Here is a 26,630-nt window from a genome sequence, read left to right on the forward strand (position 1 = left end):
GGGTCATCCGTTATAATGGACGAACCATCCGCTATTATGGTGAGTGAAGCCCGATGACGATGCCCTTGCTCACGCTTCCCAACACGAGCTCGTTGGCCCTTTCTGTGCGCGCCAAGGCGCTTGTCTTCGAGGATCCACGCTCGCAGGCGATCCTCGAGCGGATCCGGCAGCTCTCGCCGAGCGACGCGACGTTGCTCGTGACGGGGGAGACCGGCACGGGCAAGGAGATCGTGGCCCGTCACATCCACACGTTGAGCCACCGGCGGGGGCGGCCCTTCGTGGCGGTGAATTGCGGCGCCTGGTCGGAGTCCCTCGTCGAGAGCGAGCTGTTCGGCCACGAGAAGGGCGCCTTCACGGGGGCGACGACCTCGAAGGCCGGGTGGTTCGAGGCGGCGGACGGCGGGACGCTGTTCCTCGACGAGATCGGGGATCTGTCGCTGCCGCTCCAGGTCAAGCTGCTCCGCGTGCTGCAGGAGCGCGAGGTGGTGCGGCTCGGCTCGCGCCAGCCGATCCCGATCGACGTGCGGCTCGTCGCGGCGACCAACGTGAACCTGGAGGAGGCGGTGATCGCGCGGAAGTTCCGCGAGGATCTCTTCTACCGGCTCAACGTGGCGACGCTGGCGCTCCCGCCGCTGCGCGAGCGGCCGGGCGACATCCTCCCGCTGGCGCGCTACTTCCTCGAGCTCTACACGCACCGGCTCGGCTCGGGGCCGGCCGTGCTCACGGCGGAGGCGACAGCGCGGCTCCTCGGGCACCCGTGGCCCGGGAACATCCGGGAGCTCGAGAACGCGATGCACCACGCGCTCCTGGTCTGCAAAGGCCAGGAGGTCACCCCGGCGGACCTGCGCCTCACGGCGCTCCAGCCGAAGGCCGGGGCCAGCATTCCTCCGCCGGAGCAGGGGGCGACGGACGCCGTGTCCCAGGTCAGGCCGACGCCGCAGGCGACGGCGCTGGAGGGCGCGCTGCTCGCGATGTTCGAGCAGAACCTGCCGAACCTGCACGAGCAGATCGAGGAGACGATCATCCGGACGGCGTACCGCTACTGCGATCGCAACCAGCTCCAGACGGCCAGGCTGCTCGGCATCAGCAGGAACATCGTGCGCGCGCGGCTCGCGCAGTTCGGGGAGCTGGCGCGCTACCGGGCGTCGCGCGGCGGGACGGCGGCCGCCGCGTTCGGGCGAGGGGAGGCGAGCCCCGCGCCGCGCGCCCCTGGGACGACCTGAGCGAACGTTGAGCCAGCGCGTCAGCTCGGCTGTGATTCTTCAACGCCACGCCTGCCTCGCCGGACGCGCAACGCTTGATTGAAGACGCGCTGGTGACGTCGACCAGGCGCGTCGCGTCACCCGCTCTTCCCGGCTCCCAGCTCCCCAGCTCCGCTTCCTGCAGGCAGGGCCCGCAGCGCGGGCTCAAGTGTGGCTCGCGCCCGTGGAGGGCTGCCCGGCCTTGGTCTCGATCCAGCGCTCCAGATCGGCGCGCGAGCTCACGCCGCTGCGGCGATCGAGCTCTCGCCCTCCGCTGAAGAGCACGAAGGTGGGCACCCCCTGGATGCGCCGGCGCCCGGCCTCCGCCGGATCGGCGTCGGTGTCGAGCTTGAGGACCAGCACCTGGCCCGCATTCCTGCGGCCGAGCTCGTCGAGGGCCGGCGCGACGACACGGCACGGGCCGCACCAGGTGGCCCAGTAGTCGACAAGGACGGGGACAGGAGAGCTCGCAATCGCCTGCTCGAGCGCGGCCCCGTCCACCGGCTGCGGAGCGCCCGTCGTGTCGAGGTGAGCCTTGCAGCGGCCACAGACCGGCCGATCCTTGACCCTCTGGTCCGCAACCCGGTTGATCGAGCCGCAACGGCCGCAACGGTAGATAGCCATGCTCCTTCTCCTTGCCGTCGCCGCGTGCCGCGGCATTGCGAGCAACTTGGGTCCGGCGTACGCCTTGGCAACCAGGGGGCGTGCGCGCCGTGCGGCGGACGCGGCGGTCGGCGAGCGGGCTACCGCGGCGAGGCTTCGCAGGCCCGTCGCGTCACCTCGTGGCGGTAGTCGAACATCCGCTCCAGTTTGCGCCGGACGAAGAGGCCGCCGCCGAGCCGGCCGATCGCGCCGAGCGGGAGCTCGTACTCCACGCGGTCCGTGAGGTAGCAGCCGCCCGAGCCGTCGGGGTCCATGCGGTGCGTGTGCACCCAGCGCTTGAACGGCCCGCTGCGCTGCGTGTCCTGGAACATCCGGCCCCGCTCGTACTGCGTGTGCTCCGCGACCCAGCGCAAGAGGACGGGGCCGACGCGCGTCTCCACGACCACGCGCGCGCCGACGAGGATGCCTCCAGTCTTCTCCAGCACGCGCGCGTGCTCCCAGGGGGGCGTGAGGCGCTCGAGGGCGTCAGGCTCCTCGTGGAAGGCGAAGACCCGCTCGGGGGGCGCGGCGATGCGCGTGCGCTTCTCGAAGGTGGGCATGCGCGAGCATGGATCGCATCACGCCCCTCTTCGAGGAGCGCACGCGCATCACCGCCGCTCCTGGCGACAGCACGCCGGAGAGGGGATGTCGCTTGGTTGTTTCACCGACGACATATTCTCACAGGAGCACGCGAGTACCGTCCGAACTTCAATCCACCCAGAGGAGAGCGTCTCATGATCAGGAAGAGCGCCAGAATGAGCACGGCCACGGCGCTTGTCGCGCTGCCTGTCGCTGCGCTGAGCGCGTGCTCCAGCGGCGACGAGGCGGTGCAGCCCGCGCCGCTGCCGGCCCCGCCGGCCGAGGAGGATGCCGCGCAGCACGGCGTGCAGCTCGGCCCGCGGCCGTATTACCTCGTCGCGGACATGGAAGAAGGCGAGCTGAAGGAGGCGCTCCTCTCGTGCTCCGAGGGGCCCTTCGAGCGCACCGATTTCTCCATCGGCCATCGCGGCGCTTGCATGCAGTTCCCCGAGCACACGAGGGAGTCGTACGAGGCGGCCGCCCGCATGGGCGCCGGCATCGTGGAGTGCGACGTGACCTTCACCAGGGACCGAAAGCTCGTGTGCCGTCACGCCCAGTGCGATCTCCACACGACGACGAACATCCTCGCGATCCCGGAGCTCGCCGAGAAGTGCTCGGAGCCGTTCGTGCCGGCCGACGCCGAGGCCGGAACGCCCGCCTCGGCGAAGTGCTGCACGAGCGACATCACCCTCGCCGAGTTCAAGCGGCTCTGCGGCAAGATGGACTCCGCGAACCCGGACGCCGCCACGGCCCTGGAGTACATGGCCGCGACGCCCACGTTCCGCACGGACCTCTACGCCACGTGCGGCACGCTGCTCACGCACGCCGAGAGCATCGAGCTCTTCTCGAGCCTGGGCGTCAAGTTCACCCCGGAGCTCAAGGTCCCGGAGGTGGAGATGCCGTACGAGGGCGAGTACGAGCAACAGGACTACGCGCAGCAGATGATCGACGAGTACAAGGCGGCCGACATCGATCCGAAGCAGGTGTTCGCGCAGTCGTTCCGCCTCGACGACGTGCTCTACTGGCTCGAGAGAGAGCCGGAGTTCGGCGCGCAGGCCGTGTACCTCGACGAACGCGTCGACACGGCCGAGGGGTACGAGGAGGCGGTCTCCGGGATGCAGCGCCTCGCGGATCAGGGCGTGAAGATCGTCGCGCCGCCGATGTTCGCGCTCGTGACGCTCGACGGCAAAGGAGGGATCGTGCCCTCGGACTACGCCGAGGCCGCCAGGGCCGCCGGCCTCGACATCATCACGTGGACGCTCGAGCGCTCGGGCCCGCTGGCGAGCGGCGGCGGCTACTATTACCAGTCGGTCGCGGACAGCATCGACAACGATGGCGACACGATGGTGATGCTCGACGTGCTCGCGCGCGACGTGGGCGTCCGCGGCGTCTTCTCCGACTGGCCAGCCACCGTGACGTACTACGCGAGCTGCATGGGCCTCTGAGGCGGGGCGGCGGGGGAGCGGGGCGCAACCGCGGCCGCCGAGCCCCCGGCGGCCTCTCGACGTGGCATCAGAACGCCCACGACCAGGTGACCGCGGCGGGCTCGGGGGGCGGGCCGGGCATCACGCCGGCCGCGTACCTGGTCTCGCTCGGCTGCATCGGGTGGACGGCCGCGATCGCGAAGCCCGTCACGTGGCCCAGGATCATGCCGGCGCCGACGTCCTGCCACGAGTGCGCGCCGGCGCCGATCCGCAGCGCCATCGTCACCACCGTGGCCGCCTCGGCGAGGGCGAGCGCGCCGAGGCGCGGCGCGGCGTCGCCGGTCGTGCGCAGCGCGAGGTTCAGGCGCGCGCCCGCGATGGCGGCCACCGGGGTCGTGTGACCCGAGGGGAAGGCGTCGAAATCGAGGTCGGTCTCGCCGCACCGATCGGTCCGCCACGAGCGCGGCCGGCACCGGCCCGACAGGCGCTTGATCACGTTCGAGAGGCCGGTCGACAGCGCCACCGCCTCGACCTCGATGAGCGATGTCCTGAGCGCCCGCGCGTAGGGGCGGGGGACGCCGGCGCCCGCGAGGTAGCTGCCCTCGAGGGCGTACCCGCTGCCGAGGAGGAGCAGCGTGCCCGCCGCCGCGCCGGTGATATCGCTGGCGAGGCCGACCGCGTCGTTGCGCTCCTCGCTGGTGGCGGCGCCCCACCCGGAGCGCCGCTGCGGGAGCAGGTACGTCGCGAGCGACGCGGTGCAGGCCGCGGCGAGGGCCGCCTCGCCGCCCGGCGTGCCGAACGCCCAGTCCGGGGCCGCCGGCCCCGCCTGCGCGGCGGCGGGCGCGCTCCACGCCAGCGCGCACACGCAGGCGAGCGGCGCGGCGTACCTCACGGCTTCTTCGCTGCGGGGGGCGCTGCAGGCTTTGTGGTCTGGGGCGCGGCTGGCTGCGCGGGCGCCGCGGGCTTCGCAGCCTGGGGCGCTGCGGGCGCCGCCGGCTTGCTGGCCGCCGCCGCCGGTCCGGCCGTCACGCCTGGCGCCTTCTGCACGATGACCTCACCGAGCTGCAACGCCGAGAGCTGCTCTCCGACAGCGCCGGCGTCGCCCACAAGGACGACCCGGAGCTGCTCGGGCACGAGGTACTTCTGCGCGACCCGCTGCACGTCCGCGGGCGTGATCCGCTGGAGCCTCGCCGGTCGCGTCGCGTACTCGTCGAGCGGCAGATCGTAGACCGCGAGGCCCGCGATCGTCGACGCGGTCGCGTCCGCCGTCTCGAAGCGCGCCGGCAGCTGGCGGATGAGGTTCGCCTTGGCGTCCGCGAGCTCCTCGTTCGTGACGGGCTCCCGCCGCATCCGGTCGATCTCCGCGAAGATCTCCCTCACGGCGGGGCCCGTGTTCTCGCGCACGATGGCGCCGCCCGCGGAGAAGGGGCCCGCTCCGTGGCGCATGTCGAAGCCGGAGCGCGCGCCGTAGGTGTAGGCGTGCTTCTCGCGCAGGTTCAGGTTGAGCCGGCTCGAGAACTGCCCGCCGAGGAGGGTGTTCATCACGAGCAGCGCGTCGTAGTCCGCCGTCGCGCGCGGCACGCCCGGAAGCGCCACCGTCACGGTCGACTGCGTGAGCCCTGGCCTGTCGACGACCACGACGCGCGGCGCGCCCGCGGCGATCGCCGGCGGATCGGCGGGGATCGCCGCCTTGGCGGGGGCGGGCGGCGCGGAGGCCAGGCCCTTCCAGGCGCCGAAGACCCGCTCCACCTCCTTCACCGCGTCGGCCTTGGTGATGTCCCCGGCGATGGCGACGGTCGTCAGCTCCGGCCGGAACTGCGCGGCGTGGAACTTCGCCAGGGCGCCCGCCGTGATCTTCTTCAGCGCCGCCTCGGTGCCGATCAGCGGCGCGTTGTACGGGTGGCCCTCGGGGTAAAGGACCTGGGCCTGGGCGATGGAGAGGAGCGACGCGGGGCGATCGTTCATCTCGGCGAGCTGGGTGATGCGGCGCGACCGCTCGCGCTCGATCTCCGCCGGCGCGAAGGCCGGGTTCATGTACGCGTCGCCGAGCAGCGTGAGCATCTCCCCGAACCGCGGCGTCACGCTCTGGCCCTGCACGCCGCCGCCGTCGAAGCCGACCGCGGACGAGAAGCTCGCGCCGAGCTTGCCGAGCGCGTCGCTGAGCGCGAGCGCGCTGCGGGTCCTGGTGCCCTGCATGAGCATCGCGCCCGCGAACGCGCCGACGCCCGGCTCGGCCTGATCGGCGCCGCGGACGGTCGTCACGTCCACGGCCACGATCGGCAGCTCGTGCCGCTCGACGACGAGGACGCGGATCCCGTTCGCGAGCTTCGCCTCCTCGATCCGCGGCGGCTGGAAGACCACCTCCGGCCCCGGGAGAGGCGGCGATTTGCGGAAGTCGTCCGCCGACGCGGCGGCGGGCGGCGCCGCGGCGGGGGCCTGCGCGCCGGGGGGCGCGGGGGGCGGCGTCGACGTGACCGGAGCGCAGGCGGCGAGCGCCACGGCTGCGAGCGAGGCGGAGACGGTTCGTTTCATGCGCATGGGCTCAACCCCCCTTCGGCGCGGCCGGGCCGGCCGCAGGCTTGTCGACCGCGGGCTTGTCGCCAGCGGGCTTCATGATGGCCGGCGCGGCCGCCGGCTTGTCGGTCGCCGGCGCGGCCGCGGGCTTCGCGCCCGCCGGCGTGGCTGCGGGCGCCGCGACCGCGGGCTTCACGCTCGCCGCTGCCGACGGCGCCGCGGTGGTGGGCTTCGCGCCCGCCGCCGCGGGCGTCGCCGCCCCGCTCTGCGTCACGAGGCGCCCGGCCTTCGGAGCGCCCGGCTTCGGCGTGACGAGGGCGATCACGCGCCTGCCCTGGGGCAGGAGATCCGCGGTCGCCTTCTGCAGGTCGGCGGCGGTGGCCTTCTCGTACCTGGCCACGTCCTTCGGGAAGTACCCCGGATCGCCGGTGAGCTGGTTGTAGTTGTTGATGGCGTTCGCGCGGGCCGTCACCTGCTCCATGCTGAAGACCAGCTCCGAGAGCACCTTGGCCTGGGCCCGGTCGTGCTCGTCCTGCGTCGGCGGCGCCTTGCGCAGCCGCTCGAGCTCGGCGTCGATGAGCTTCAGGGCCTGCTCGGGCGACTTGCCCTTCTTCAGCGTCGCCGTGATCTGGAAGGTGCTGGCGAGCTGGCTCGATTGCTGGAACGCGAAGACGTCCTGCGCGATCTGGAGATCGTACACGAGCTTCTTGTAGAGGCGGCTCGTCTTGCCCGAGGCGAGGACGTTGGCGACGAGGTCGAGCTCGGCGTCGCCGGGCGCGAAGCTCGGCGGCGTCACCCAGCTGATCGTCACGCGGGGCAGCTCGACGTCCGCCTCGATGTCGAGGCGCTTCTCGGTCGCGAGGTCGCCGGGGTCGGGCTTCGTCGCCACGGGCGGCGGGGCGCCCTTCGCGATGGGGCCGAAGTACTTCTGGATGAGCTCCTTTGCCTTGCTCCGGTCGATGTCGCCCGCCACGACGAGGGTCGCGTTGTTGGGCACGTAGAACGTCCGGAAGAAGGCCTTCACGTCGTCCATCTGCGCCGCGTCGAGATCCTCGGGCGTGCCGATGGTCAGCAGGTGGTAGGGGTGGCTCTCCGGGAACTGGGCCGCGCGGAGGAACTGCGGCACGAGGCCGTAGGGCGCGTTCTCGTAGTTCTGGCGGCGCTCGTTCTTCACGACATTGCGCTGGCTCGTGAAGGTCGCGTCGTTCGCGTGGTCGAGCAGCCACCCCATCCGGTCGCTCTCCAGCCAGAGCACCAGCGCGAGCTCGTTGGCGGGGACGGTCTCGAAGTAGTTGGTGCGGTCGGTGTTCGTCGTCCCGTTGCGATCGCTCGCGCCGGCCCGCTCCAGGTACTTGAAGAACATGTCCTCGCCCACGTGCTTCGAGCCCTGGAACATGACGTGCTCGAAGAGGTGCGCGAAGCCGTTCTTCCCCCGCGGCTCGTCCTTGGAGCCGACGTGGTACCAGACGTTGACGGCCACGACGGGCGTGCGGTGATCCTCGTGCAGGACCACCTCGAGCCCGTTCTCCAGCGTGTACTTCTCGACCGGGATGGCGACGCTCACGCTGGTCGCCGCCGCCGCAGGCTGCGCCTTCGTCGCGACCGGCGCCGCCGCGGGCGCGGGCTTGGCCGCAGGTTGAGCCGCCGCAGGCTGCGCCGGCGTCGCGGCCGGGGGCGCGGCGTAGGCGGGCAACGTCAGGCCGAGCGCGGCGACGAGCGCGCTGGACAGGGACGAGAGCGCCCGGGGGCGCGTCCGTTCGGACCGATGGTGGGCTCGCATGAGCGCGGTTTTAGCGCAGATCGCCCGAGGTCGAGCGCAAACTTCGCTCGTGGAAAGGGAGGCGCGGCGCAGCGCGGTTCACGGTCGGCGCTGCGCTCCTGTCACTGGAATGGCGCGACGAAGAGCTGGTACGGCCCGAAATCCACCGGAGTACGCCCCTTCACGGTGATGGCGCCGAGGCTCCCTCCCGGTCGTGCCCCGTAAATCCGGGAGTTCACGCCCTCCCTCTCGCCCGCGCATGCGCTGAGCGGGCCGAAGCACTCGATGTTGATGGGATTGCATGCGTCGTCCGCGGTCTTGATCGTCATCGGGAAGTCGGTCAGGCCGCACGAGGACACCACGGTCGACATCCCCGGGCAGACCGGGACATAGAACGTCTGCTCAGGGCTGCTCGCGCCGCACGCGGAGCTGGGAGGGATCGGCGCCCCGGTGGTGTCGCCGCTGACGAGGCCGCTGCCCGAGATGACCCCGGCCCTCTCGCCGAGGCACGACGCGCGCTGGAACCTGAGGCGGACCGTGCCGAGCGCCTCCGGCTGCGCGGCCTTGACCACCACCGTGTAGGTCCCGGCCCGGAGCCTGGCCGCGAAGTGCGCGCCCGGCGCGGCGTCGCCGCAGCTGCTGGCCGCGCAGCCGACGGGGGGGCCGCCGCACCCGTCGCCCTCGAGCACCGCGAGCGCCGTGTCGACGTCCGACGCCAGGGTGCCGAGGTACACGACCTCGTCGGACGGGAGCGTGAACCGGAAGAACACCTCGCCGCCGCTGCCGCCGCACGGCAGCGCGACGTCGGAGGTGTTCCCGGCCGTGATCTCCGCCGCGTAATCCATCGAGCCCGTCAGCTCCCCCGGCGTCTCGCAGCTGTCGGCGCCCGGGATCGGCGCGCAGCCGTCGTCCGGGACGCCGTTGCAGTTCTCGTCGACCGCGTTGCCGCACACCTCGGGCACCGGGGAGGCGCACCCCTCGCCTTCGCAGCCGTCGTCGGGGAGCCCATCGCAGTCCTGGTCCACCGCGTCCCCGCAGATCTCCGGCTCGGGCTCGCAGGGCGCGAACGCCGGGACGTGGACGGGCACCTCGACCACGTTGTTCTCGATCGCTTGCTCGGCGATCGCGCCGATCGGGTTGACGGTGACGCGGAGGGTGTAGTCCCCCTCGGGCACGTCCGTCACGTCGACCCACTGGCACGGCGTGCCGACGTCGTAGGTGTCGGCCCACCCCGCGCTCAGGAAGTTGCACCCCATGCCTCCCGAGGTCGGGTAGCCGCGCGGCGCGGGGGACGAAGGATCGAGGGGCTCCATGTCGACGAGGCAAAACGCCTGCTTGTGCCCCAGGGAGACGACCTCGCCCTCCGCGTCCACCAGCCGGTAATCGGTGAAGTCCAGGAAATGAAAGTGCTGGTGGCACTGCGCATACTCGAAGAGCGGGCTGTTGAACTCGGGGCCGGGGTCGAGGTGGCCGGGCCCTGCGTTCTCGACGCGCCCCTCGAACTCGAGGAGATGCCGCCGGCCGGGGCCGCCGATGCACCTTTCCATGAGCTCGCAGGCGTCTCTGGGGAACGTCTGGTACGAGAACCGGATCGTGTCGACGATGCGCTGCCTGTCCGGGCGCAGGTCGGGCACGATGCAGACGCCGGCCTCGCACGCGTGGCCGCCGGGACAGCACGCGCCGCCGCAGATCGCGCCGTCGCAGGCGGGGTAATCGACCGGGAGGACGATCGTGTTGTTGTCGAAGCGCGCCTCGGCGAGGGTCCTGTTCGGGTTCACGGTGATCTCGAGCTCGTAGAGCCCGGCCGGGACGCCGGTCACGTCGAGGGCGTTGCACGCCACGGTGCCGGGCTGCTCGACGTGCTCTCCCGGGCCGAGGCCCTGCGCGTCGCAGCCGTACTGGCCGCCTGGCATCGCGACGCAGCGCGCGTCGAGCTCGGCCTCGGCGACCACCGCGCCGCCCTGGCTGAGGCGCGCGCGGAAGAAGTGCGGGACGACGTAGCTGTCCTCGCAGAAGTTCGGCTCGAAGACGTCGCTCTCCGAGGGCGCGCCGAGGTCGAGCGGAACGTCGCCGGCGTTCGCGAGCGAGACGTGGAAGCGCATGAGCGCCCGCCGGCCGCTCGCGCCGAAGCAGCCATGCAGCAGCTCGCAGGCGTCCTCGTCCACGCGGACCGTGGCGAACGTGACGGGCTCTCCTCGCTCCGGGGGCCCGAGCACGAGGTCCGCCGCCTCGCAGCCGCCGCGCACGCACGCGGCGCCGGGGCTGCAGCACGCCGCGTCGCCGCAGGCGCGCGCCTCGTCGCACGCGGCGGCGCAGCCCGACGGCTTGCCCTCGGCATCGATCTGACACCGCGCGCCGCCGGGACACACGATGTCCGAGCCGGGGCAACGGATGCCTCCTGGCGCATCGCCGCCGCTCCCGCCGCCTCCCGGGCCCGAGGGCGGCTCGGTCGGCCCGTCGTCGCCGCACGCGGCGGCCGCCAGGAGCCATGAGCCCATCAACAGCGCTTCGACGACGTTCTTCATGTGCACCCTGGTCAGCAGTAGCAGACGAGCCGCGCGGGCCGGAAGGCGTGTGCCGTTCCGGCAGGCCGCCAGGCAAGCTGCGTATCGTGAGGGTGCGCGCGGGGAGAATCGGTACGGTCGAGGGGGGCGCAGGATTTCGACCGGTCAGGGGCTCGGCAGCGGATACGGGAGTACCGCTGGATTGACGCCGAAGTTCCTTATGAACATGATCCGCGCGCCGCTCGCAGGGTCGGATGAGGCCCAATCTCCCAGGAGGACGGCGGTGAACCAGTAGTTCTGCACGGCTGCCGAGACGCTCCGGATGGCATCGGCCGAGCCGACCGGTCGAACGCCCACCCACTGCTGGCCGGCGCCGCGCGGCGCCGCGAACTCGGCGCCGGTGCTCGCGCTCGCCGACGCGTACGCGACGTCCGTGAGCACGGGTGTAAAGGTGTCGCCTCGGGTCCCGTCTGCATTGACCGACCAGTGGCCGAGATCCACCGAGGGCGCTGTCGCCGAGGCGTTGATCAACATGACGCGCGGGGTGGTGAACGTCCCGGGCAGCTCCGGCTGAACCCTCCACAGCTTGAGCTGCAGCGCCTTGTCGCCCGCCTCTCCGGTGGTGCCAAGCAAACCTCCCAGGTAGATCGCGCCGGGCTCCAGCGGGCCCGTCCGCTGAGCGCCGACCACCTCGACATCCGAGCCCCCCTCGCCGGCGCCGGGCGCGACGAGCGAGAGCGTCGACTCACCCGGCGGAAGATCGGTGTACGTCGGCGCCTGCGCATACCTCAGGTTGATGGCGACCCTCTCCGTGCCCGAGTACACCTCGAGGGGCGACGGCGTGGGCGGCAGCGATGCGTGGAAGAAATAGACGAGCGGATCCCGCTTGACGAACACGGCAGGCGAGTCGTCCCCTGCCGGGACGACGAGCAGGCCGTGTGCGCGCGTGTCGCTGGCGACGCGGGTCGGCTCCCCGGTCTCGATGACGAAGTACGATCGCCCACCGACGAGCGATGCCGCAGAGAGCGAGAACGGCGCCTGACCCGTCGGACCGAAGTTCCTCGACGCGGTGACCGTGATCGACCGGGTCGACAGGGGCACGAGCACGCCTTCTGGAGCGCTGGCGGTGAACCAATCGAGCGCCGCGGCGGCCGCGGCGCTACGGTCGATGTAGAACGATTTCGGATTCCACGAGTTGGAGTCGGCGCCCACGAAGCGCAGGGCGACCTCGCTGCATGAAGGCGTCGTGAAGTTCTCTTCTGCGATGAGAAGCCGCGGCGCCGTCGTGCCCGTCGTGCCCAGGATTCCGACGGCCACGATCGTGTAGCGCGTCCCAGGGGCGACCGTCAGTGGATCGGCCGAAATCGTGAGCGCGTCGCCTACGCCACCACCGGTTCCATCATCGCTCCGTGCCGAGAAGGTGATCGCGTCCGCCGTGACTTTGGCGTACCTCGTGACGGACGCGGCGACCACGCCGGGCGACACTGCCTCTGTGTCGGGTACCGGCGCACCGTTCGCATAGAGGCGGAGCGCGGGCGGGTCGCTGACCCCCACCGGTGTGTTCGTGCGGTTCGGCAAGAGGGCGTTGATGAGCCGGATCTTGGGTTCAGGGTCGGTGTCCGGCGGCAGGCCACACTCCGCCGGATCGCCGCCGCCCGTGCCGCCAGCGCCGCCTGTGCCGCCAGCGCCGCCCGTGCCGCCGGCGCCACCCGCGTCGCCGCTGCCGCCCGTGCCGCCAGCGCCGCCCGTGGTGCTGGCGCCCGTGGTGCTGGCGCCCGTGCTGCTGGCGCTGGCCGCGTCGCCGCCGCCGCCCGTGCCGCCAGCGCCGCCCGTGCCGCCAGCGCCGCCCGTGCCGCTGGCGTCGCCGCCGCCCGTGCCGCTAGCGCCGCTTGTGCTGCCAGCACCGCCCGTGCCGCCGCCGCCCGTGCCGCCGGCGCCGCCCGTGCCGCCGCCGCCGCCGCCGTCAGAGCTACCGCCCGACGACGTGCTGGCGCTCGTGGTCCCACCTCCGCCTTGCCCCGACTGTGATGAGGTATCGTCGTCCCCGCAAGCGCTCGTGAAGATCGAAAGCCCGGCCAGCGCACCCACCATGATCAGCCATCGTTGACGCATCTTCATCGTAACACATCTCCGTGTAGCGCGTCGTACGCGCCAGAACGATTCACTACTTCGGGAACTTCAGCGCGCAGGCGTCACGCGGAACCGCGATGACTCCCTTCGTCAGCTCGTCACGCATGTAGATGTAGGCCATCACGCCGGCGTTGAAGACGGCTCTCCGGAGCCATGCGTCGACCTCCGGCGAGCTCGCGTCCGCGGCGCGGAGCTCAGCCGAGAGAGGGTTCCTGAGCGTGCACACGTCCCTCCACATGGGCACGCCGAACTCTGGAGCCACCGTATTGCTCAGGATGAGACTCCAATTCCCGCTCGCGGCCGCGGCGTCGTAACTGGCTCCGAACCGATGCGCATCGGTGCGGATCTCATCGCAGGCGGCGCGCGCGACGCCGAGCATGTTCGCCCTCGATCGCCTGAAGGCCGCCTTCGCGGTCTCCGGATCGAGCGGGATCGGCACCGCGGCCACGATCCGATTGCTGACGAAGACGTTGAAGAAGGTCCTCTCCTCCTCCGCGGTACGGCCGAACGAGACGGTGGTGCCCCCGGTCGCCATCCAGACGAGGTACTTCGCCGCCCCGTCGGGCCCGAGGTCGTTCTCCCCTGCGTCGGGCCCATGGAACGTGGCGAGGTTCTCGTTGGGTGCCCAGCGCGGGCCGAAGAGCCCGTCGACGAAGCTCGCCACCCTTGCCCCGGAGGTCGCGCGGAGCGCTCTGGCCGCGCCGGTCTGGGCGTCTCCGTAAATTCCATGGCAATTCGAGCAGATACCGGCGTAGATATGCTCCCCTGGGTTGGACCAGTAGATCGCGCTCCACGGCTGGCGCGGCCTCCCGGTTCCCGGATTGATCATCCACTGCTCCACCGGTTCGGGCTCCGGCGCGTCCCCGGGGAACGCGCAGCCTGGGGCGAAGAACCCCTGAGCATACACCTTCTTCGCCAGCGCCTCGTGCTCGCTCGTCACCTCCTCCGCGCGGATCCAGTCGTCGAGCTTCGTCCTCCAGTCGATGTTGCGCGGGACGTACGGATAGCGCTCGGTCGTGTCCTCGAGCACCCACCCGAGTTCGCGATGCTCCTCGCAGTCGTGAAGGGCGCGCGCCTCCGCGGCGTCCGCCGCGCGCATGGCGAGCTCGATCGCCTCCGGATCCCCCGGCGCCTCCCGTCCTCCGAGCTCGTAATCGCGCGGCACCGACGCCCACCAGCGCGCCACGAGGACCGGCAGGCGGCAGTCCACCGACGCCGTGTGCATCGGCATGTGGAGGCTGAAGAACGCGCTTGCCTCCTCGTTGTCCACGGGCAGGCCGAACGCGCGGGGAGTCCACGCTCCCGTGGGCAGGACGACGCGACGGTAGATCCCTCCGACCGGGATGGAGCTCTGGATGACGAGCTCATCGAAGGACGCGGGCACATCAGGAAAGTAGTGCAGCCCGTCCGAGCCCACGGTATCCATGCGAAACCCGAAGATGCTCCCGCCGGGCGACATGTCCAGGCCTCGCAGCGTCGCCTTGCTCGCCACCGCATAGCCGCGCGGGTTATGGCAATGGGCGCAGTTGCCCGCCATGTAGGCCTGCATGTTCAGCTCGTCGGCGTTGCGCGGTCGGCGGGGCAGTGCAGAGTCCTCCAGCTTGGGGAAGTCGTCGGGCGTGAGGGTCGCCAACGTGCCGCGCACGACACCGTAGGCGAGGAGACGCTCGAGCTGATTGAGCTCGTCGGCGAGCACGTCCGGCGTGTAGACGCCGCCTTCCCCTTTGGGTCGCTTGTGGAGCTGGAAGGGCGTGATGCCAAGGATGAAGCTCTCGCTCTCCGAGCCCGTGTGGCACGCCACGCATCGCGTCGCGCCGGGCACGGCGTAGCTCTGCAGTGAGCCGGTGGTCTCGTCGGCCGTGTAAGGGCGGACGTAGTCGGGGAACGGATCTCCGTTCAGGTAGAGCTCCCTGCTGTCCGGTGACGCCGGATCGAGCCCGGTCCCGAGGAGCTTCGCGCTCGTCTCCTCCGCGTTCCACACGTACGTGCCGAAGATCGCGTCCTCGGCCCGCTCGCGCGTCACGATGATGCGTGTCTCCATCTTGCGGTATCGCGTGACGCCGTCGGGCTCGACCACGGCCCTGAAGAAGGTCTTGTAGAAGCGGGTGTTCGGGGGGATGCGGAGGCTCTTCGCCTCCGGGTCGTACGTGATGGCCTGCCCCGCCGGGACGTGCACGAAGCGCAGCTTCGCCGCGTCGTCCGACCAGAGAGGGTAGGTCGGCGCGTAGGCGAGCGTCCCCCTGCGCGCGAGCACCTCGGCGTCCAGCGAGACGAAATCGGTCTCCGAGAGCTTGACCGGGAGGTCCGCGAACGATCGCATCGCAGCGAAGCGCTCGTCCACCGCCTCGTCTCGACCGACGATCTCGGTGTCGGGGATGCAGCTCCCGAGCTCGGTCAACGCATCGCCGATCTCGCGCGGGGTCACGAAATCTCCGTCCGGATCGACCTCCATGTCACCCTTCGGGAGGACGTACGTGCCGGAGGGGCAGCCCTGCGCGATCCACGCCTGGAGCCGCCGGCCGAGCGCCTCTTGCCCGCCGATCTTGTAGGGCATTTCCCCGCTGAGCATGACGTCAACGGGCGTCTTGCCGCTCTTGCCGCGCGCATTGCACAGGTTCTCCGGGGTGCCGGCGTAGGAGAAATCTCCTTGCTCTGCCGGGGCCTTGTGGCAGTTGCCACATTGAATCTCGATCTCCCCCGAAAGGTTGCTGAAGGTATCGAGGGCATCTTCGACCGTCGCCGAGTGGCGCTGAGGGATCGGTTCGTGCGATCGGGCCGGGGCGCATGGACGCGGCTGCGTGCCCCCCCCGTCACCGCCGCTGCCGCCGGTCCCGCCGCTGCCGCCGGTCCCGCCGGTCCCGCCGGTCCCGCCGGTCCCGCCGCTGCCGCCGGTCCCGTCGCTGCCGCCGGTTCCGCCGCTGCCGCCGCCGTCTCCACCGCTGGTAGCGCCGCCGCCGCTCGTGCCCTCCGGGGGCGAGATTTCATCGGTGTCGTCACCTCCGCAGCCGTACCCGGCCACGGACACGACCCCGAGCAACAGCACCATCGACCTCATCGTCACCCAACGCCGACCTTGACCCATCGTTGCCAGCTCCCCGGGCTCGCAGCGGCGAACCCCCTACCGTCGCAGCGGCCGAAATGACACCGGTGAGCTCCTGGAACAACCGTGAATGCCGGCTGTCACGGACCCGTGACGCCATTGCGGTCCCATCGACGTAGATGATTGCGCTTTCATTGATTTACGCGCCGCAAGCTCGCCTCTCCCGCCGGTCGCTGATGGGGAGTAAGCGTTCACCGGGCAGACCTCCCACGCTGGGCGGTGTTGCGGGGTGGGCTGCCGCTGGGGCTGTCGGTGCCGGACCTGTATTGCGTCGTAGGACGCCGTGCCGAGCTCGGAGCTTGGCAGCATTGCTCGTCGGCTCGACCTCAGTTCATCGATGCGTTCGTCTCACCAATCCGGGCCGTAGTACAGCTCCCACACGTCGTCGGCGATCGGAAGCAGCCCCACGGGCTCGCCGGCGAGCAGCGTGGAGAGGGCGGTCTGCGACCCTCCGAACTGCAGCCGTCCTTTCTCGTTGAGGCGTCGAACGGCCATCGTGTCCGGGTATTCCGGCGACGAGGGCTTGCTCGGCATCGAGCGGCGCGAGGGCGTGTAGCGCGAAGCCGGCGTCCTCTGGCCGAGCGCCTCGTGCGGACGCTGGTCGTTGTACTCGTGCCGAAAGCGGTCGAAAACGCGCTGCTGCGCTGCTGTGTCGGCGCGCCTCGCGAGGGCTGAACGCTGAGCGCGCGGCGGAGGCTCTTCGCCGGGTCTCACGTCCTCGTGCGCGGATATGTCTATGCGTGCCGCTCTGTGCTAGACGGTCAAGTCCCTATCTCCCGCGGCGCGCGGTGCTCAGCGGGTGATGAGAAGGGGGCGTGCCTGAGCACGCCGCGCTGGCCATGTGCGTCGAACGGAGCGCGCCTGCCGCATGGATCGCGCGGCGCGCTCCGTCCTTCGTCATCAGCCTATCAGCTCACAGCGAGGAGGGGCACGTGGTGCCGGTGCTACCGCAATTGAGCGGCGTGCGGGGCGAGTTGGTCGTCGCGGTGCACGCGAGGAAGCCGTTGGCGATCAGGATATCCTCGAACGCAATAGCGTCGTTAATATCGTTCACGCCGAAGGCCCAGTCCAGGAAGTCCTGCTCCTTGATGTCGCGAGTTCCGTTGCCCTCGTTGAGGTACAGGAAGCGAGCGAGCGGGTACTTGTTGCTCGGGTCCGTGATGAGTTTGCGGATGTTGGCCTCGGTCGGCGCGACGCCGTTGATCACGAGGGGCTTGTTTTCGTAGGTGCCCGAGGCGACCTTCGCGTCGCCGCCCGCATAGCCGATCGCATCGACGTTCGCGCCCACGAGCTTGCCGATGCAATCGGTGGCCGAGTCGGTCGCCGCGCAGGGCGTGGGCACGAGCGAAGAGGTCCCCGGCGTGTCGGTCGAGAGCCGCGGCCCGGCGATTGGGTCGTCCACCACGATCTGCACGTTCGCGCAGAAAGCCGTGCAGCCGGTGAGGGCCTTGAAGACTTCGGTCGTGCCCGAAATGTCGTCGCGGCGATACATCACGAGGGCGTTCGAGGGGTTCGTCGACCCCGAGGTGAACTCGCCCCACGTGTTGAAGCCGGCGCAGCTGGTGGCGTCCCCGTCGCCGTCGCCGCAGAACGCGCCCTTGACGTTCGCCAAGTTCGCGCCGGTCGCGGTCTGGTCCGCGTTCTTATCCGCCCAGATATACACGGCGTCGAGCGCGATGCGATTGCTCTTCTGACCAGTGCCACTGCTGTCACAAGAGCCCTGCAGGTCCCTGGACATCGGAGCGATCGTCTGCGCCTTCGTGTTGCAGGGGGCGGCGCCGGTGCCTTCCAGGCACTGCTCGCCTTTGCCCGACCCGGTACCGTAGTAGGTGAGGCCCGTGACGCCCGACGCGGCGATCGCGGCCGTGGTCGCGTTGAACAGCGTGTCCGACCCGTAGAAACCCCCGCTGATGAGCGCCTGCTGCGATTCGCCGACGAGCTCCTCGTTCGTGCTGCCCACGGCGCACGCCGCGAGGCCGAGGACCGAGAGCGCCGAAAGGACCAATTTGCCCATGTTCTTCATGTTCATCTCCATCGTTCAGAGTGACGGTGCGCCTGTGCACCTCGATCGTCTCGGTGCACCGGCGCACATCGATCAATGCAACAATCCAAGGAAAACCGCCTGGCCGCCGAAGCGCTCGCCGTCAGGCGGTCAAGTCTCTATCTCTCGCGACGCGGCCGCTCAGTGGGTGGTCACCGTGCGGATCTTGCCGAGGCGCCGCCCCAGCCGCTCGGTGAACCAGACGTCGAGGATGCCGCACCCCAGGAGCGACGGGCGCAGCGTGATCCCGAGCGGACGAGAGCTGGCGATCGGGAGATCGAACTCGGTGACGACGCCGCTCGTGGTGATGCGTCCGATCTTGTTCCCGAACTGCTCCGTGAACCAGAGATTGCCGTCCACCCCGAGGGTGATGGCCGTGGGGCCGCGGTCCAGCGCGGGGAGCGCGAACTCCGTCACGGTCCCGCTGGTGTCGATCTTCGCGATCTCGTTCGCGGTGGTGAACCAGATTTTGAGGTCGGGCCCGAGCGTCACCGCGTTGGGGTTCGAGGCCGAGGCCGGCAGCAGGTACTCGGTCACGGTTCCAGACGTGCTGATCCGCGCGATCTTGTTCGTGAACGACTCCGCGACCCAGAGGTTTCCATCGGCTCCAGCCGCGATCCCGCGCGGCTGGCTATTGGCGGTCGGCAGCGCGAACTCGGTGATCACGCCGGCCGGCGTGATGCGCCCGACCTTGTTGCCGAGGAGCTCGGTGAACCACACATTCCCGTCGAATCCCAGCGCGATCCCGAACGGGTTCGAGTTGCTCGTCGGGATGTCGTACTCGGTCACGACGCCGGTCTTCGTGATCGCCCCGATCCGGTTGGTCCCCGGCTCGGTGAACCAGATCCGGCCATCCGGACCGAGGGTGATGCCGCTCGGGTTCGATCCGGCCGCGAGCGGGTACTCGGTCACGTTGCCGCTGGAATCCGCGGCCGCGATCTTGCTGGCGGAGCCCTCGGTGAACCAGACGCGGCCGTCAGGGCCAAAGGTGATGTTCCCCGGCGTGGAGTTCGAAGGAATGGCGTACTCCGTGATGTCACCCGCGGACGCCGCCGGGCAATGCCCGGCGCTCGCGTGCTCCGCCTGCGCCACCAGTGCGGCGCCGACCATCATCGACAAGGCAACAATCGACTTTTTCTTCATTTCATTCTCTATCAGGGTTCGAGGTTGAGAGCGTCTCGCGAGATCTCCTGTTACGAATCTGTGAATGCCGCGGCTACGCCGCGCGCTGGCGTTGCTCGTCGAGAGCGGCGCTACGCGCGCTCGACCGCTGCCTCTTCGCGCTCACGCTCGTCAGCGGTCCGTCACGATCCCGCTCGGCGCCCCGTTCGGAACTGCGCTGGCAAACTGCGTGCACACCCGGTGCGTCCCCCATTCCCTCCCCGTAACCAGATTCCGTCCTATGTCGATCCGTACCTGTTTGCTCGTAAGACGAGCCATGTAGCCGCGGAGCGAATCGCCTCCAGCGCGTCGCTGGGGTGTCGGCGCCAGGCGCGCGCGATGAGAACGCGACGCGGAGATCGCGCCTGCCGGACCCGCCAAACAGGTTGTATGAACGGCCATGGCTTCGTGGAGCTGATGGCCGGGCCCATTCGGGTCACCCCCACGATCGCGAACGGCCGCCGCGGCGCTGCCAGCCAGCGGAAGGAGGACGAGCCGCGCTCCCGCCTCTGCTGGTCACCCCGCGTCAGAATGCAATAGTGACGCGCTCGAAGGCTCACGCATTTGCGCGATTCGGGCGCGTCGATGCAATCGAGACCCGCACGTCATAGCTCGCTATGCGGGGGGGGACGGCCAGCCAGCCCCCCCGGCGGCTTCGTGTGGGGCGGACTATAGTAGGCGCGAGAACGAAATGCGCGAAGTTTGTGTTACGTAATACCGACGTGTGTCCTGTGATGGCGTGATCCTGTCGTCCTCGATGGGCGAGCTCGTGCATTCGAGAACGATTCGGCTGTCAGCTCTGCGACGGTCCTGTGCCGGAACGGTAGAACGCCAGCGCCGGATATCGCTCCTCGAGAACGATTCGGCTGTCAGCTCTGCGACGGTCCTGTGCCGGAACGGTAGAACGCCAGCGCCGGATATCGCTGCTCCTGCGAGGGCAGCGTCGCGCCTTCAAGCAGCTGCGCCCGAGATCGGAGAGGGAGGGAGCGCGGCCGCCGACGGCCCGCCCACGGCCGTGCGACCGGCGGCAGCAAGTTTCTCCTCGCCGTCACGAGGTCGTGTACTCTCGCCGACATGGCTCCCGTCGTCGTCATCACCGGTGCATCGAGCGGAATCGGTCGATCGCTCGCGTTCTCCTGGGCGAAGCGCGGCGCGCGCGTGGTGCTGAGCGCGCGCGGGCGAGACGCGCTCGAGGGGGTCGCCTCGGAGGTGCGCGCGGCGGGCGGCGCCGCCCTCGCGGTGGCCGGCGACGTGACCGTCGAGGAGGACCGCAAGACGCTCTGCGAGCGGGCGCTCGGCGCGTACGGCCGGCTGGACGTGCTGGTGAACAACGCCGGGCGCGGCTATTACACGCCATCGATCGAGATCGATCCCGCCGAGCTCGAGGCGCTCTACCGGCTGAACGTCGTCGCGCCCGTGCGCCTCGCGCAGCTCGCGATCGAGCCCCTCACGGCCACGAAAGGCACCCTCGTCATGGTCTCCTCGATCGCGGGGCTCGTCGCGGCGCCGCGGATGGGCCCGTACGCCTCGTCGAAGTTCGCGCTGGAGGCGCTCGCGATGTCGCTCCGCGCGGAGCTCTCGTCGCGCGGCGTGCGCGTGCTCGTGGTGCGGCCGGGGCCGGTCGAGACCCCGTTCCACGCGAACGCCGTCGTGACCGACGACAACGTCGGCTACCGCCCGCCCGGCCACAAGAAGCAGAGCCCGGACGAGGTCGCCGAGATGATCGTGCGCGCCGTCGACGCGGGCCGCGACGTCCTGGAGACGAGCCTGTTCGTGAAGACCGCGAGCCTCGCCGCCCGCGTGGCGCCTGGCCCCATGCGCTGGCTCTCGAGGCGGATGGCGCGCCGGTCCGGGTTCTGAGCGGAGCGCGCCCCTCCTGTGCCGGGAACGCCGAGCGGGTCGAGCACCCGAGCAAGCCGAAGGAAGGCGGGGAGGGGGCGCCCGGAGCGAGCTCCGCAAGGCGGGGGCTCAGAGCGAGCGCAGGAAGGCGGGCGCTCAGAGCGAGCGCAGGAAGGCGACCACCGCGTCGCGATCTTCCGCGGGGAGCGCCACGAAGCGCTGCTTCGCGGCGTCCGCCTCGCCGCCGTGCCACAGGATCGCCTCGACGACGTTCCGCGCGCGGCCGTCGTGCAGCAGCTGGGTGTGGCCGTTCACGGCCTCGAGCAGCCCGATGCCCCACAGGGGCGGCGTCCGCCACTCGCGCGGCCCCGCGAGGTGGTCGCTCGTCGACGTGTCCGCGAGCTCTTCTCCCATGTCGTGCAGGAGCAGATCGCTGAAGGGCTGGATGAGCTGATCCCGCAGCTCGACGAGCGGGTGGCGGCTCCCCGTCTTCATCGAGGGGACATGGCAGCTCGCGCACCCTGCCTGGCTGAACAGCGCCTCTCCGCGCTGGACGGCCGGGTCCGCCGTGTCTCGGCGCGGCGGCACGCCCAGCATGCGCATGTAGACGGCGAGCCTGTCGAGATCCTCGTCGGAGAGCTCGGGATCTCCGCGCGTGCCGTCCTGGCAACCTGACTGCGCCTCGCCGCACTCCTCGACCGGGAACAGGCTCGTCGTCACGCCCATGTCCGCCACCAGCGCGTCGGCGACCTGGTGAGGCACGCTCACCTTGCTCGCCTTCCAGCCGAAGCGCCCTATCTGCAGCGCCCCCGAGACAGGGTCCGGGATCAGGTTCGGACGGCCCGAGATACCGTCCTGATTGCAGTCCATCCCGTCTGCGCGCTCGAGCACCGCGTCCTCTGCGATCGCCTCGAGGAGGCCCATGCCCACGAGCGGGCGTGCGACGCGGACCGAGTAGCTCGCGATAGGCCCTGCGGAGAGCCCGTCGAAGCGGAACGTGGGCTTTCGCAGGACGTACGGCGTGCCATCGGGGAACTGCCCGGGCTCCTCGGTGTAGGCCACGGTGGCCGTACCCTCGCTTTCGCCCCCGCCCTGCGCCTTGTCCTGCAGCTGCCGGCCGTAGCTCGGGTCGGCGGTGGGCCCGCCGTCCGCGTTCGCGCCTGCGCCGAACAGCTTCACGACGGCGGTCTCCATCGCCTCGCCGGGCTCGGGCGGCGCGCCGCGACCGTTGTTGATATGGCAGCTCACGCACGCCGCCTGGTTCGAGAGCGGCCCCGCCTTGCCGGCGTGCTCGTCGAAGACGGGGTTACCGCCCTCGCTGTGCTCGCCGGTGGCAAAATCCGTATGGAACAGGCGGCGCCCCTCGAGGAAGGGCTGGATGGAGCTCTCCTGGATGTTGAGCGCCATCTGCTCGTAATAGAGATGAGGCTCCTCGTAGATGTACGGTATCGTCCCGTCGCCGCCCGACAGGGCCGCCTCGTTCGGCTCGTCGAACGGCGTCAGCTCGCCGCTGCCGACGCGGTAGCGGAACGTGTCGCTGTAATAGCTCGTCCTCCCCTCGACGGTGCCCGCGTCAAGGAACACCCCGAACTCGAACTCCAGCAGATCTCCCGCGCGGATCTCCCTGCTGTCCCTGGCGTTGCGATCGACGACGAACTCCCAGTGGGTGCTCGTGATGCGCTCCATGCCGTTGTTCGAGTCGAACACGTTGCCTTCGCCCGAGTACCAGCAACGGAAATTGATGGTCTGGTTGTTCGATGCGTTTGCTTTGGGGAGCCAGGTGAACTTGACGGTGCTGCCGCCCGCCGGGATCGTGTCCTCGACGATGAACTTGTAGCTTCGGTTCTCGAAATAGCGCGGCTGGTACGGGCTGAACTCTTCCTCTTTCTCGTGGCGCCCGCGCACGCGCCCTGCGGCCTCGAGCGTGATCGTCCCATCGGCGGCCGTCGTGGTGATCGGCTTGCCCGCCGCCGCGGAGGGGAACAGCGGGGAGATGTCGCCGTCCACGCCGGAGCACTCGCCGGGATCGACCTCGCCGCCGTCGCAGGCCGGCGCGGGCGGCGCTCCCGCGGAGAAATAAGCGAAGATCGCCTCGATATCGGCCGTCGCGATCTGCTGCTCGCCGAAGGCCGGCATGCGCGCGTCTCCCGTGCGCTCCGTGCGCACCTGCGCCGTGAACTCCTCCAGGGGGCCGTCGAAGGCGAAGAGATCGGGAAACCCGCCGGTCGGCTTGCCGTGGGCGCTATGGCACCCGCCGCAGTTCAGCGCGAACGCCTGCGGCAGCGCTGGCCCGCCGCTCGTCTCCTCGCAGGGCGGCGCGCCTTCCGGACCGCCGCCGTCGCCCGGCGAGGGCGACTCCGGCGAGGGCGACCCCTGCGAGGGAGACGCGGGCGACAGGTCGCTCGAGCACCCGAGCTCTGCTGCGCAGGTCGCGAGCAGCCCGAGCACGACACGGAGACCCCCGGACACCAACCGACGTGAGCGGCTTTCGAACATCGCGTTTCGACCTCCGGTGTGAGCCCATCCATCGAGACCGTGAACGGCAGAGCTACCGCAGGATCTCCTCGAGGAGCGCGTTCGGCACGCCGCGGCGATCCTCGCCGAACGACGCGACGCCGAGGTTGTAGTACTGGTTCATGATGGTGAACCACAGATCGCGGAGCTGGCGATCCTCGCCGAGGGGGCCATACGCGACGTGCGCGTCGTTCAGGAAGACGCCGTCGCCGCCCAGGAGGACGATGGGCAGATCGTACGCGTCGTGGTCGTGCGTACGCATCTCGCTCATGTAGACCATCACCGAGTGATCGAGCACCGTTCCATCCCCCTCGGGGATCGCGTCGAGCCGCTGCGCGAGCTGCGCTGTCTTCTGGCCGAGCCAGCAGTTGATCGCCGCGAAGTCGAGGTTGCTCTCCTCGACGACCGCGTAGCGGCCGCCCTCGTCCGTGGCGCCCAGGTTGCCGGGGCCGTGCTGGCAGGAGTGATAATGGAGGCTGCTGCCCTCCCTGTACTCGAGGCCCACCTTCGCGCGGACGTCGGCCGGGATGCACCGGTACTCGAACTCGGAGCGCGCGTCGTCGAGCATGTGGGTGATCACGCGCGTCACGTCGCATTGAATGGCCATGACGATGAGATCGATCATGACGTTCGCGTGATCGTCGTGTTTGTACTCGCCGGCTTCCGTGCTGTCGTTCTCGTTGAGCCCCTCCTGCTGCCCCGGCGGCTCGGGGACCACGCCGGGCTCGCCGATCGGGCTGCAGCCCAGGCTCGACGGGGTCATCGTCGACTGGACGCGGGTCACGTTCTTCTCGGTCTCTCGCAGGGCGTCCAGGTACTGCTGGACGATCTTGCGATCGTCCGAGCCTACCTTGCGCATGAGCGAGTTCGCGTCCCCGAGCACCGCGTCGATGACGCTCTTCTCGGTCGCCGCGCGGCGCTCCGCCTCGATCCTGGCCTGCTCGTCGGTCTGCCCTGGCACGGGGGGCGCGCTCGCGGCGCCCGCGTTGATGAGCGCGTCGAACACCGCCTTCGGGTTGACCGAGCGCTTCAGCGGCTCGCGCGGGCTCTTCCAGGAGACGGCCTGATTGTAGGCGTAGCTGCGCCCGTCGAAGAAGCCGGGCTTCACCCCGAGCCCGGTCTGGAGCGACGGGATGCGGGTCGCCTGCTCCGGGCCTGCCTTCTGGACGATGAGCTGGTCGACCGAGACGCCGTTGCCCACCCACTCGCCGAGGTCCTGCCCGGCGGCCCTCCCGAGCTCATCGGCGTCCACGCAGGTCGACAGCGCGGCCATGCAGCGCGAGTGGGACGGCTCGAGGAACGCGTTCTGCTCCTTGCTCCACGTGTGGTTGCCGAGGCGGCTTATCATGAGCATCTTCGACTTCACCGGCGCGAAGTGCTCGAGCACCCTCGGCAGCTTGAAATCGGCGCCCTTCAGCGTCTTGCCGAACGCGGGCGCCGTCTCCCACCAGTGGTGGGGCGCCCCGTTCGGGAAGGTGCAGAGCAAGAAGCGCTTCGGCGTGCCGGGCTCCCCCGCCCGCGCCCTGCGCGGCGCGAGGCTCTCGAGAAACGGCAGCGCCAGGCAGACGCCCGCGCCGCGCAACAGGTTCCTGCGTGTCATTCCGCGTTTCATGTGCGCATCGCTCCTTCGTGCCTGGTTCCGTGCGGAAACAGCGCCTGCGGCCTCACTTCGCCCTGCGGCCTCACTTCGCCCCGACCTTGGCTGGACGGAGGCGGAACGCCTCGCTGGTCACCACCTGCTTCACCAGATCCGCGATCGTCCCCTTCTCCCAGCGCGCGGCGATCGCCTCGAGCGTGCCCCTGTCGCCGCCGATCGGGCGCCGGCGCAACGCATACGTGAAGAGCTGCTCGGAGGGGCAGATCCCCAGCTGGGGGTCCTTCTGGAGCTCCGGGATGAGGCCCGAGATGTCCTGGAACGCCGCGCCCCCGTACTCGCCAGTCGCGTCGACCGCGTCGCCGTTCGGGTACTCGGTCCGGTAGGCGCCTATCGCATCGAAGTTCTCGAGGCTCAGCCCGATGGGATCGAGGACATCGTGGCAGCCCGCGCAGTCGGGCGACTCGCGGTGCTTCTCGAGCTTCTCGCGGACGTTGTCGACGGTGCCCGAGTCGCCTCCCGCTGCCTCGAGCTCCGGGATATCCACGCCGGCGGGAGGGGCCAGCTCGGCGCAGTAGAGCTGCGCCAGGATCGTCTTCGCGCGGGACGTGGGGGAGGTCCGATCGGCGCGCGAGGACAGCGTGAGGAACGCGGGGAGCGTGAGGAACCCGGCGCGCCCGGCCTCGGGGTCGTTCGCGTAGAGCGGCGCGAGCAGCGGGCTCTCCGGGTGGGGCGCCGTGAGGAACTCGGACCACGGCCGCTCGCCGGTCGTGAAGCCGGTGAAATAGGCGTTGGCCTGGTCGATCATCGCGCCCTTCATCTCGTCGTTCCAGCCCGGGAACAGCGCTGTGTCGACGCTGTGGCTCGGGAGCGTGCGGGTCCCGAGCCACTGCCCGAAGAAGTTCTGGAAGAACGCGGCGCTCTTCGGGTCGGCCAGCATGCGGTCCACCTGCTCCCGGAGCTCGTCCTCGGTGGCCAGCTCGTCGCTCTCTGCGGCGTCGAAGAGCTCCTCGTCCGGGAGCGAGCTCCAGAGGAGGTACGAGAGGCGCGACGCGATCTCATGGCCGCCGAGGGCGCCCGGCGATCGCTTCGAGTCGGGGCCGACCTCGATCCGCAGAAAGAAATTCGGCGACGTCAGCAGCGTCCGGACGACGTGCTGCACCGCCTCGACGGGGGACATCTCGAGGGTGGTGCGCGCGTCGTCGTACTGCGCCGCGTACCGGTCGACCTCCGCCGCCTCGAGCGGGCGCCGGAAGGCGCGCAGCCCGAAGCGCTCGATGATCTCGCGCGCGCACCCGTCGCCCGCGCCCTCCGCCGGGTCGCACACGAGGATCTGGGCGCGCTGCGCCTCGTTCGAGAACGCGTCGGCCGCCAGCTTCCTGGCGGCGTCGTAATACCCCTGGACGAGCACCTGCGAGAGGCTCGAGAGCGCGCTGGCGTTCGCGTCGAAGCCCTTCGCGCCGGAGGCCGGGAATCCGTCCGCCGGCCGCAGGCGCGTGCCCAGGAGGTGGGCGACCGTGTTGTTGTACTCCGATGCTGTCATGTGGTGCAAAGGCATCCCGCCCGGCGCGACGACGGCGTCGTCTCC

16 protein-coding genes and 1 pseudogene are annotated in these 26,630 nt (G+C 70.3%); 3 read left to right on the plus strand and 14 right to left on the minus strand.

Annotated elements, in window-relative coordinates; genetic code table 11:
- Positions 1–59: 59 nt before the first annotated feature.
- Positions 60–1,223, plus strand: a complete 1,164-nt coding sequence (locus tag WMF39_RS07065) for a sigma-54 interaction domain-containing protein (protein WP_437747953.1) — start codon at positions 60–62, stop codon at positions 1,221–1,223.
- 183 nt (positions 1,224–1,406) lie between these two features.
- On the opposite strand, the gene WMF39_RS07070 is transcribed toward WMF39_RS07065, so the two are convergent.
- Complete coding sequence (locus WMF39_RS07070) at positions 1,407–1,865, minus strand: thioredoxin family protein (RefSeq protein ID WP_437744779.1); 459 nt, start codon at positions 1,863–1,865, stop codon at positions 1,407–1,409.
- Positions 1,866–1,984: 119 nt separating this feature from the next.
- Positions 1,985–2,443 (minus strand): SRPBCC family protein, encoded by a 459-nt coding sequence (locus WMF39_RS07075; protein ID WP_437744780.1) that lies wholly within the window; start codon positions 2,441–2,443, stop codon positions 1,985–1,987.
- A gap of 174 nt (positions 2,444–2,617) precedes the next feature.
- On the opposite strand from WMF39_RS07075, the gene WMF39_RS07080 reads away from it, so the two are divergent.
- A complete protein-coding gene (locus WMF39_RS07080) occupies positions 2,618–3,907 on the plus strand; it encodes a glycerophosphodiester phosphodiesterase family protein (RefSeq protein WP_437744781.1) in 1,290 nt (429 codons plus the stop codon).
- Between the two features lie 67 nt (positions 3,908–3,974).
- On the opposite strand, the gene WMF39_RS07085 is transcribed toward WMF39_RS07080, so the two are convergent.
- The 9 genes and pseudogenes from WMF39_RS07085 to WMF39_RS07125 form a co-directional block, all read right to left on the minus strand.
- Positions 3,975–4,778 carry a phosphatase PAP2 family protein gene (locus WMF39_RS07085; protein WP_437744782.1) on the minus strand — a complete coding sequence of 268 codons (804 nt, stop codon included), beginning with the start codon at positions 4,776–4,778 and terminating at the stop codon, positions 3,975–3,977.
- The gene (locus WMF39_RS07090) at positions 4,775–6,424 is read right to left on the minus strand and encodes a M16 family metallopeptidase (protein WP_437744783.1); all 1,650 of its coding nucleotides are present in this window, start codon (positions 6,422–6,424) and stop codon (positions 4,775–4,777) included. Before WMF39_RS07090 ends, WMF39_RS07085 begins: the two co-directional genes overlap by 4 nt.
- A 4-nt stretch (positions 6,425–6,428) precedes the next feature.
- Complete coding sequence (locus tag WMF39_RS07095; protein ID WP_437744784.1) at positions 6,429–8,180, minus strand: M16 family metallopeptidase; 1,752 nt, start codon at positions 8,178–8,180, stop codon at positions 6,429–6,431.
- A gap of 101 nt (positions 8,181–8,281) precedes the next feature.
- Positions 8,282–10,684, minus strand: a complete 2,403-nt coding sequence (locus WMF39_RS07100; protein WP_437744785.1) for a lysyl oxidase family protein — start codon at positions 10,682–10,684, stop codon at positions 8,282–8,284.
- A gap of 144 nt (positions 10,685–10,828) precedes the next feature.
- Positions 10,829–12,781, minus strand: a complete 1,953-nt coding sequence (locus WMF39_RS07105) for a DUF4397 domain-containing protein (RefSeq protein WP_437744786.1) — start codon at positions 12,779–12,781, stop codon at positions 10,829–10,831.
- Between the two features lie 46 nt (positions 12,782–12,827).
- Entirely contained in the window at positions 12,828–15,839 is a 3,012-nt protein-coding gene (locus tag WMF39_RS07110; RefSeq protein WP_437744787.1) for a hypothetical protein, read from the minus strand.
- Between the two features lie 402 nt (positions 15,840–16,241).
- Positions 16,242–16,550 (minus strand): annotated as a pseudogene (locus WMF39_RS07115) (integrase core domain-containing protein); the annotation flags it as partial.
- 256 nt (positions 16,551–16,806) lie between these two features.
- The gene (locus WMF39_RS07120) at positions 16,807–17,922 is read right to left on the minus strand and encodes a hypothetical protein (RefSeq protein ID WP_437744788.1); all 1,116 of its coding nucleotides are present in this window, start codon (positions 17,920–17,922) and stop codon (positions 16,807–16,809) included.
- A 153-nt stretch (positions 17,923–18,075) separates the two neighbouring features.
- Entirely contained in the window at positions 18,076–19,077 is a 1,002-nt protein-coding gene (locus WMF39_RS07125; RefSeq protein ID WP_437744789.1) for a Vgb family protein, read from the minus strand.
- A 1,092-nt stretch (positions 19,078–20,169) separates the two neighbouring features.
- Between WMF39_RS07125 and WMF39_RS07130 the strand changes: the two genes are divergently transcribed.
- Positions 20,170–20,955 carry an SDR family NAD(P)-dependent oxidoreductase gene (locus WMF39_RS07130; RefSeq protein WP_437744790.1) on the plus strand — a complete coding sequence of 262 codons (786 nt, stop codon included), beginning with the start codon at positions 20,170–20,172 and terminating at the stop codon, positions 20,953–20,955.
- A gap of 135 nt (positions 20,956–21,090) precedes the next feature.
- On the opposite strand, the gene WMF39_RS07135 is transcribed toward WMF39_RS07130, so the two are convergent.
- From WMF39_RS07135 to WMF39_RS07145, 3 genes are all read right to left on the minus strand, one after another.
- Positions 21,091–23,403, minus strand: coding sequence for a di-heme oxidoredictase family protein (locus WMF39_RS07135; protein ID WP_437744791.1), 2,313 nt, complete (start codon positions 23,401–23,403; stop codon positions 21,091–21,093).
- 79 nt (positions 23,404–23,482) lie between these two features.
- Positions 23,483–25,060, minus strand: a complete 1,578-nt coding sequence (locus WMF39_RS07140) for a DUF1552 domain-containing protein (protein WP_437744792.1) — start codon at positions 25,058–25,060, stop codon at positions 23,483–23,485.
- A 70-nt stretch (positions 25,061–25,130) separates the two neighbouring features.
- The gene (locus WMF39_RS07145; RefSeq protein ID WP_437744793.1) at positions 25,131–26,585 is read right to left on the minus strand and encodes a DUF1592 domain-containing protein; all 1,455 of its coding nucleotides are present in this window, start codon (positions 26,583–26,585) and stop codon (positions 25,131–25,133) included.
- Between the last annotated feature and the right edge of the window lie 45 nt (positions 26,586–26,630).

It is taken from the genome of Sorangium sp. So ce1504 (assembly GCF_051521635.1).
Lineage (GTDB): Bacteria > Myxococcota_A > Polyangia > Polyangiales > Polyangiaceae > Sorangium > Sorangium cellulosum_B.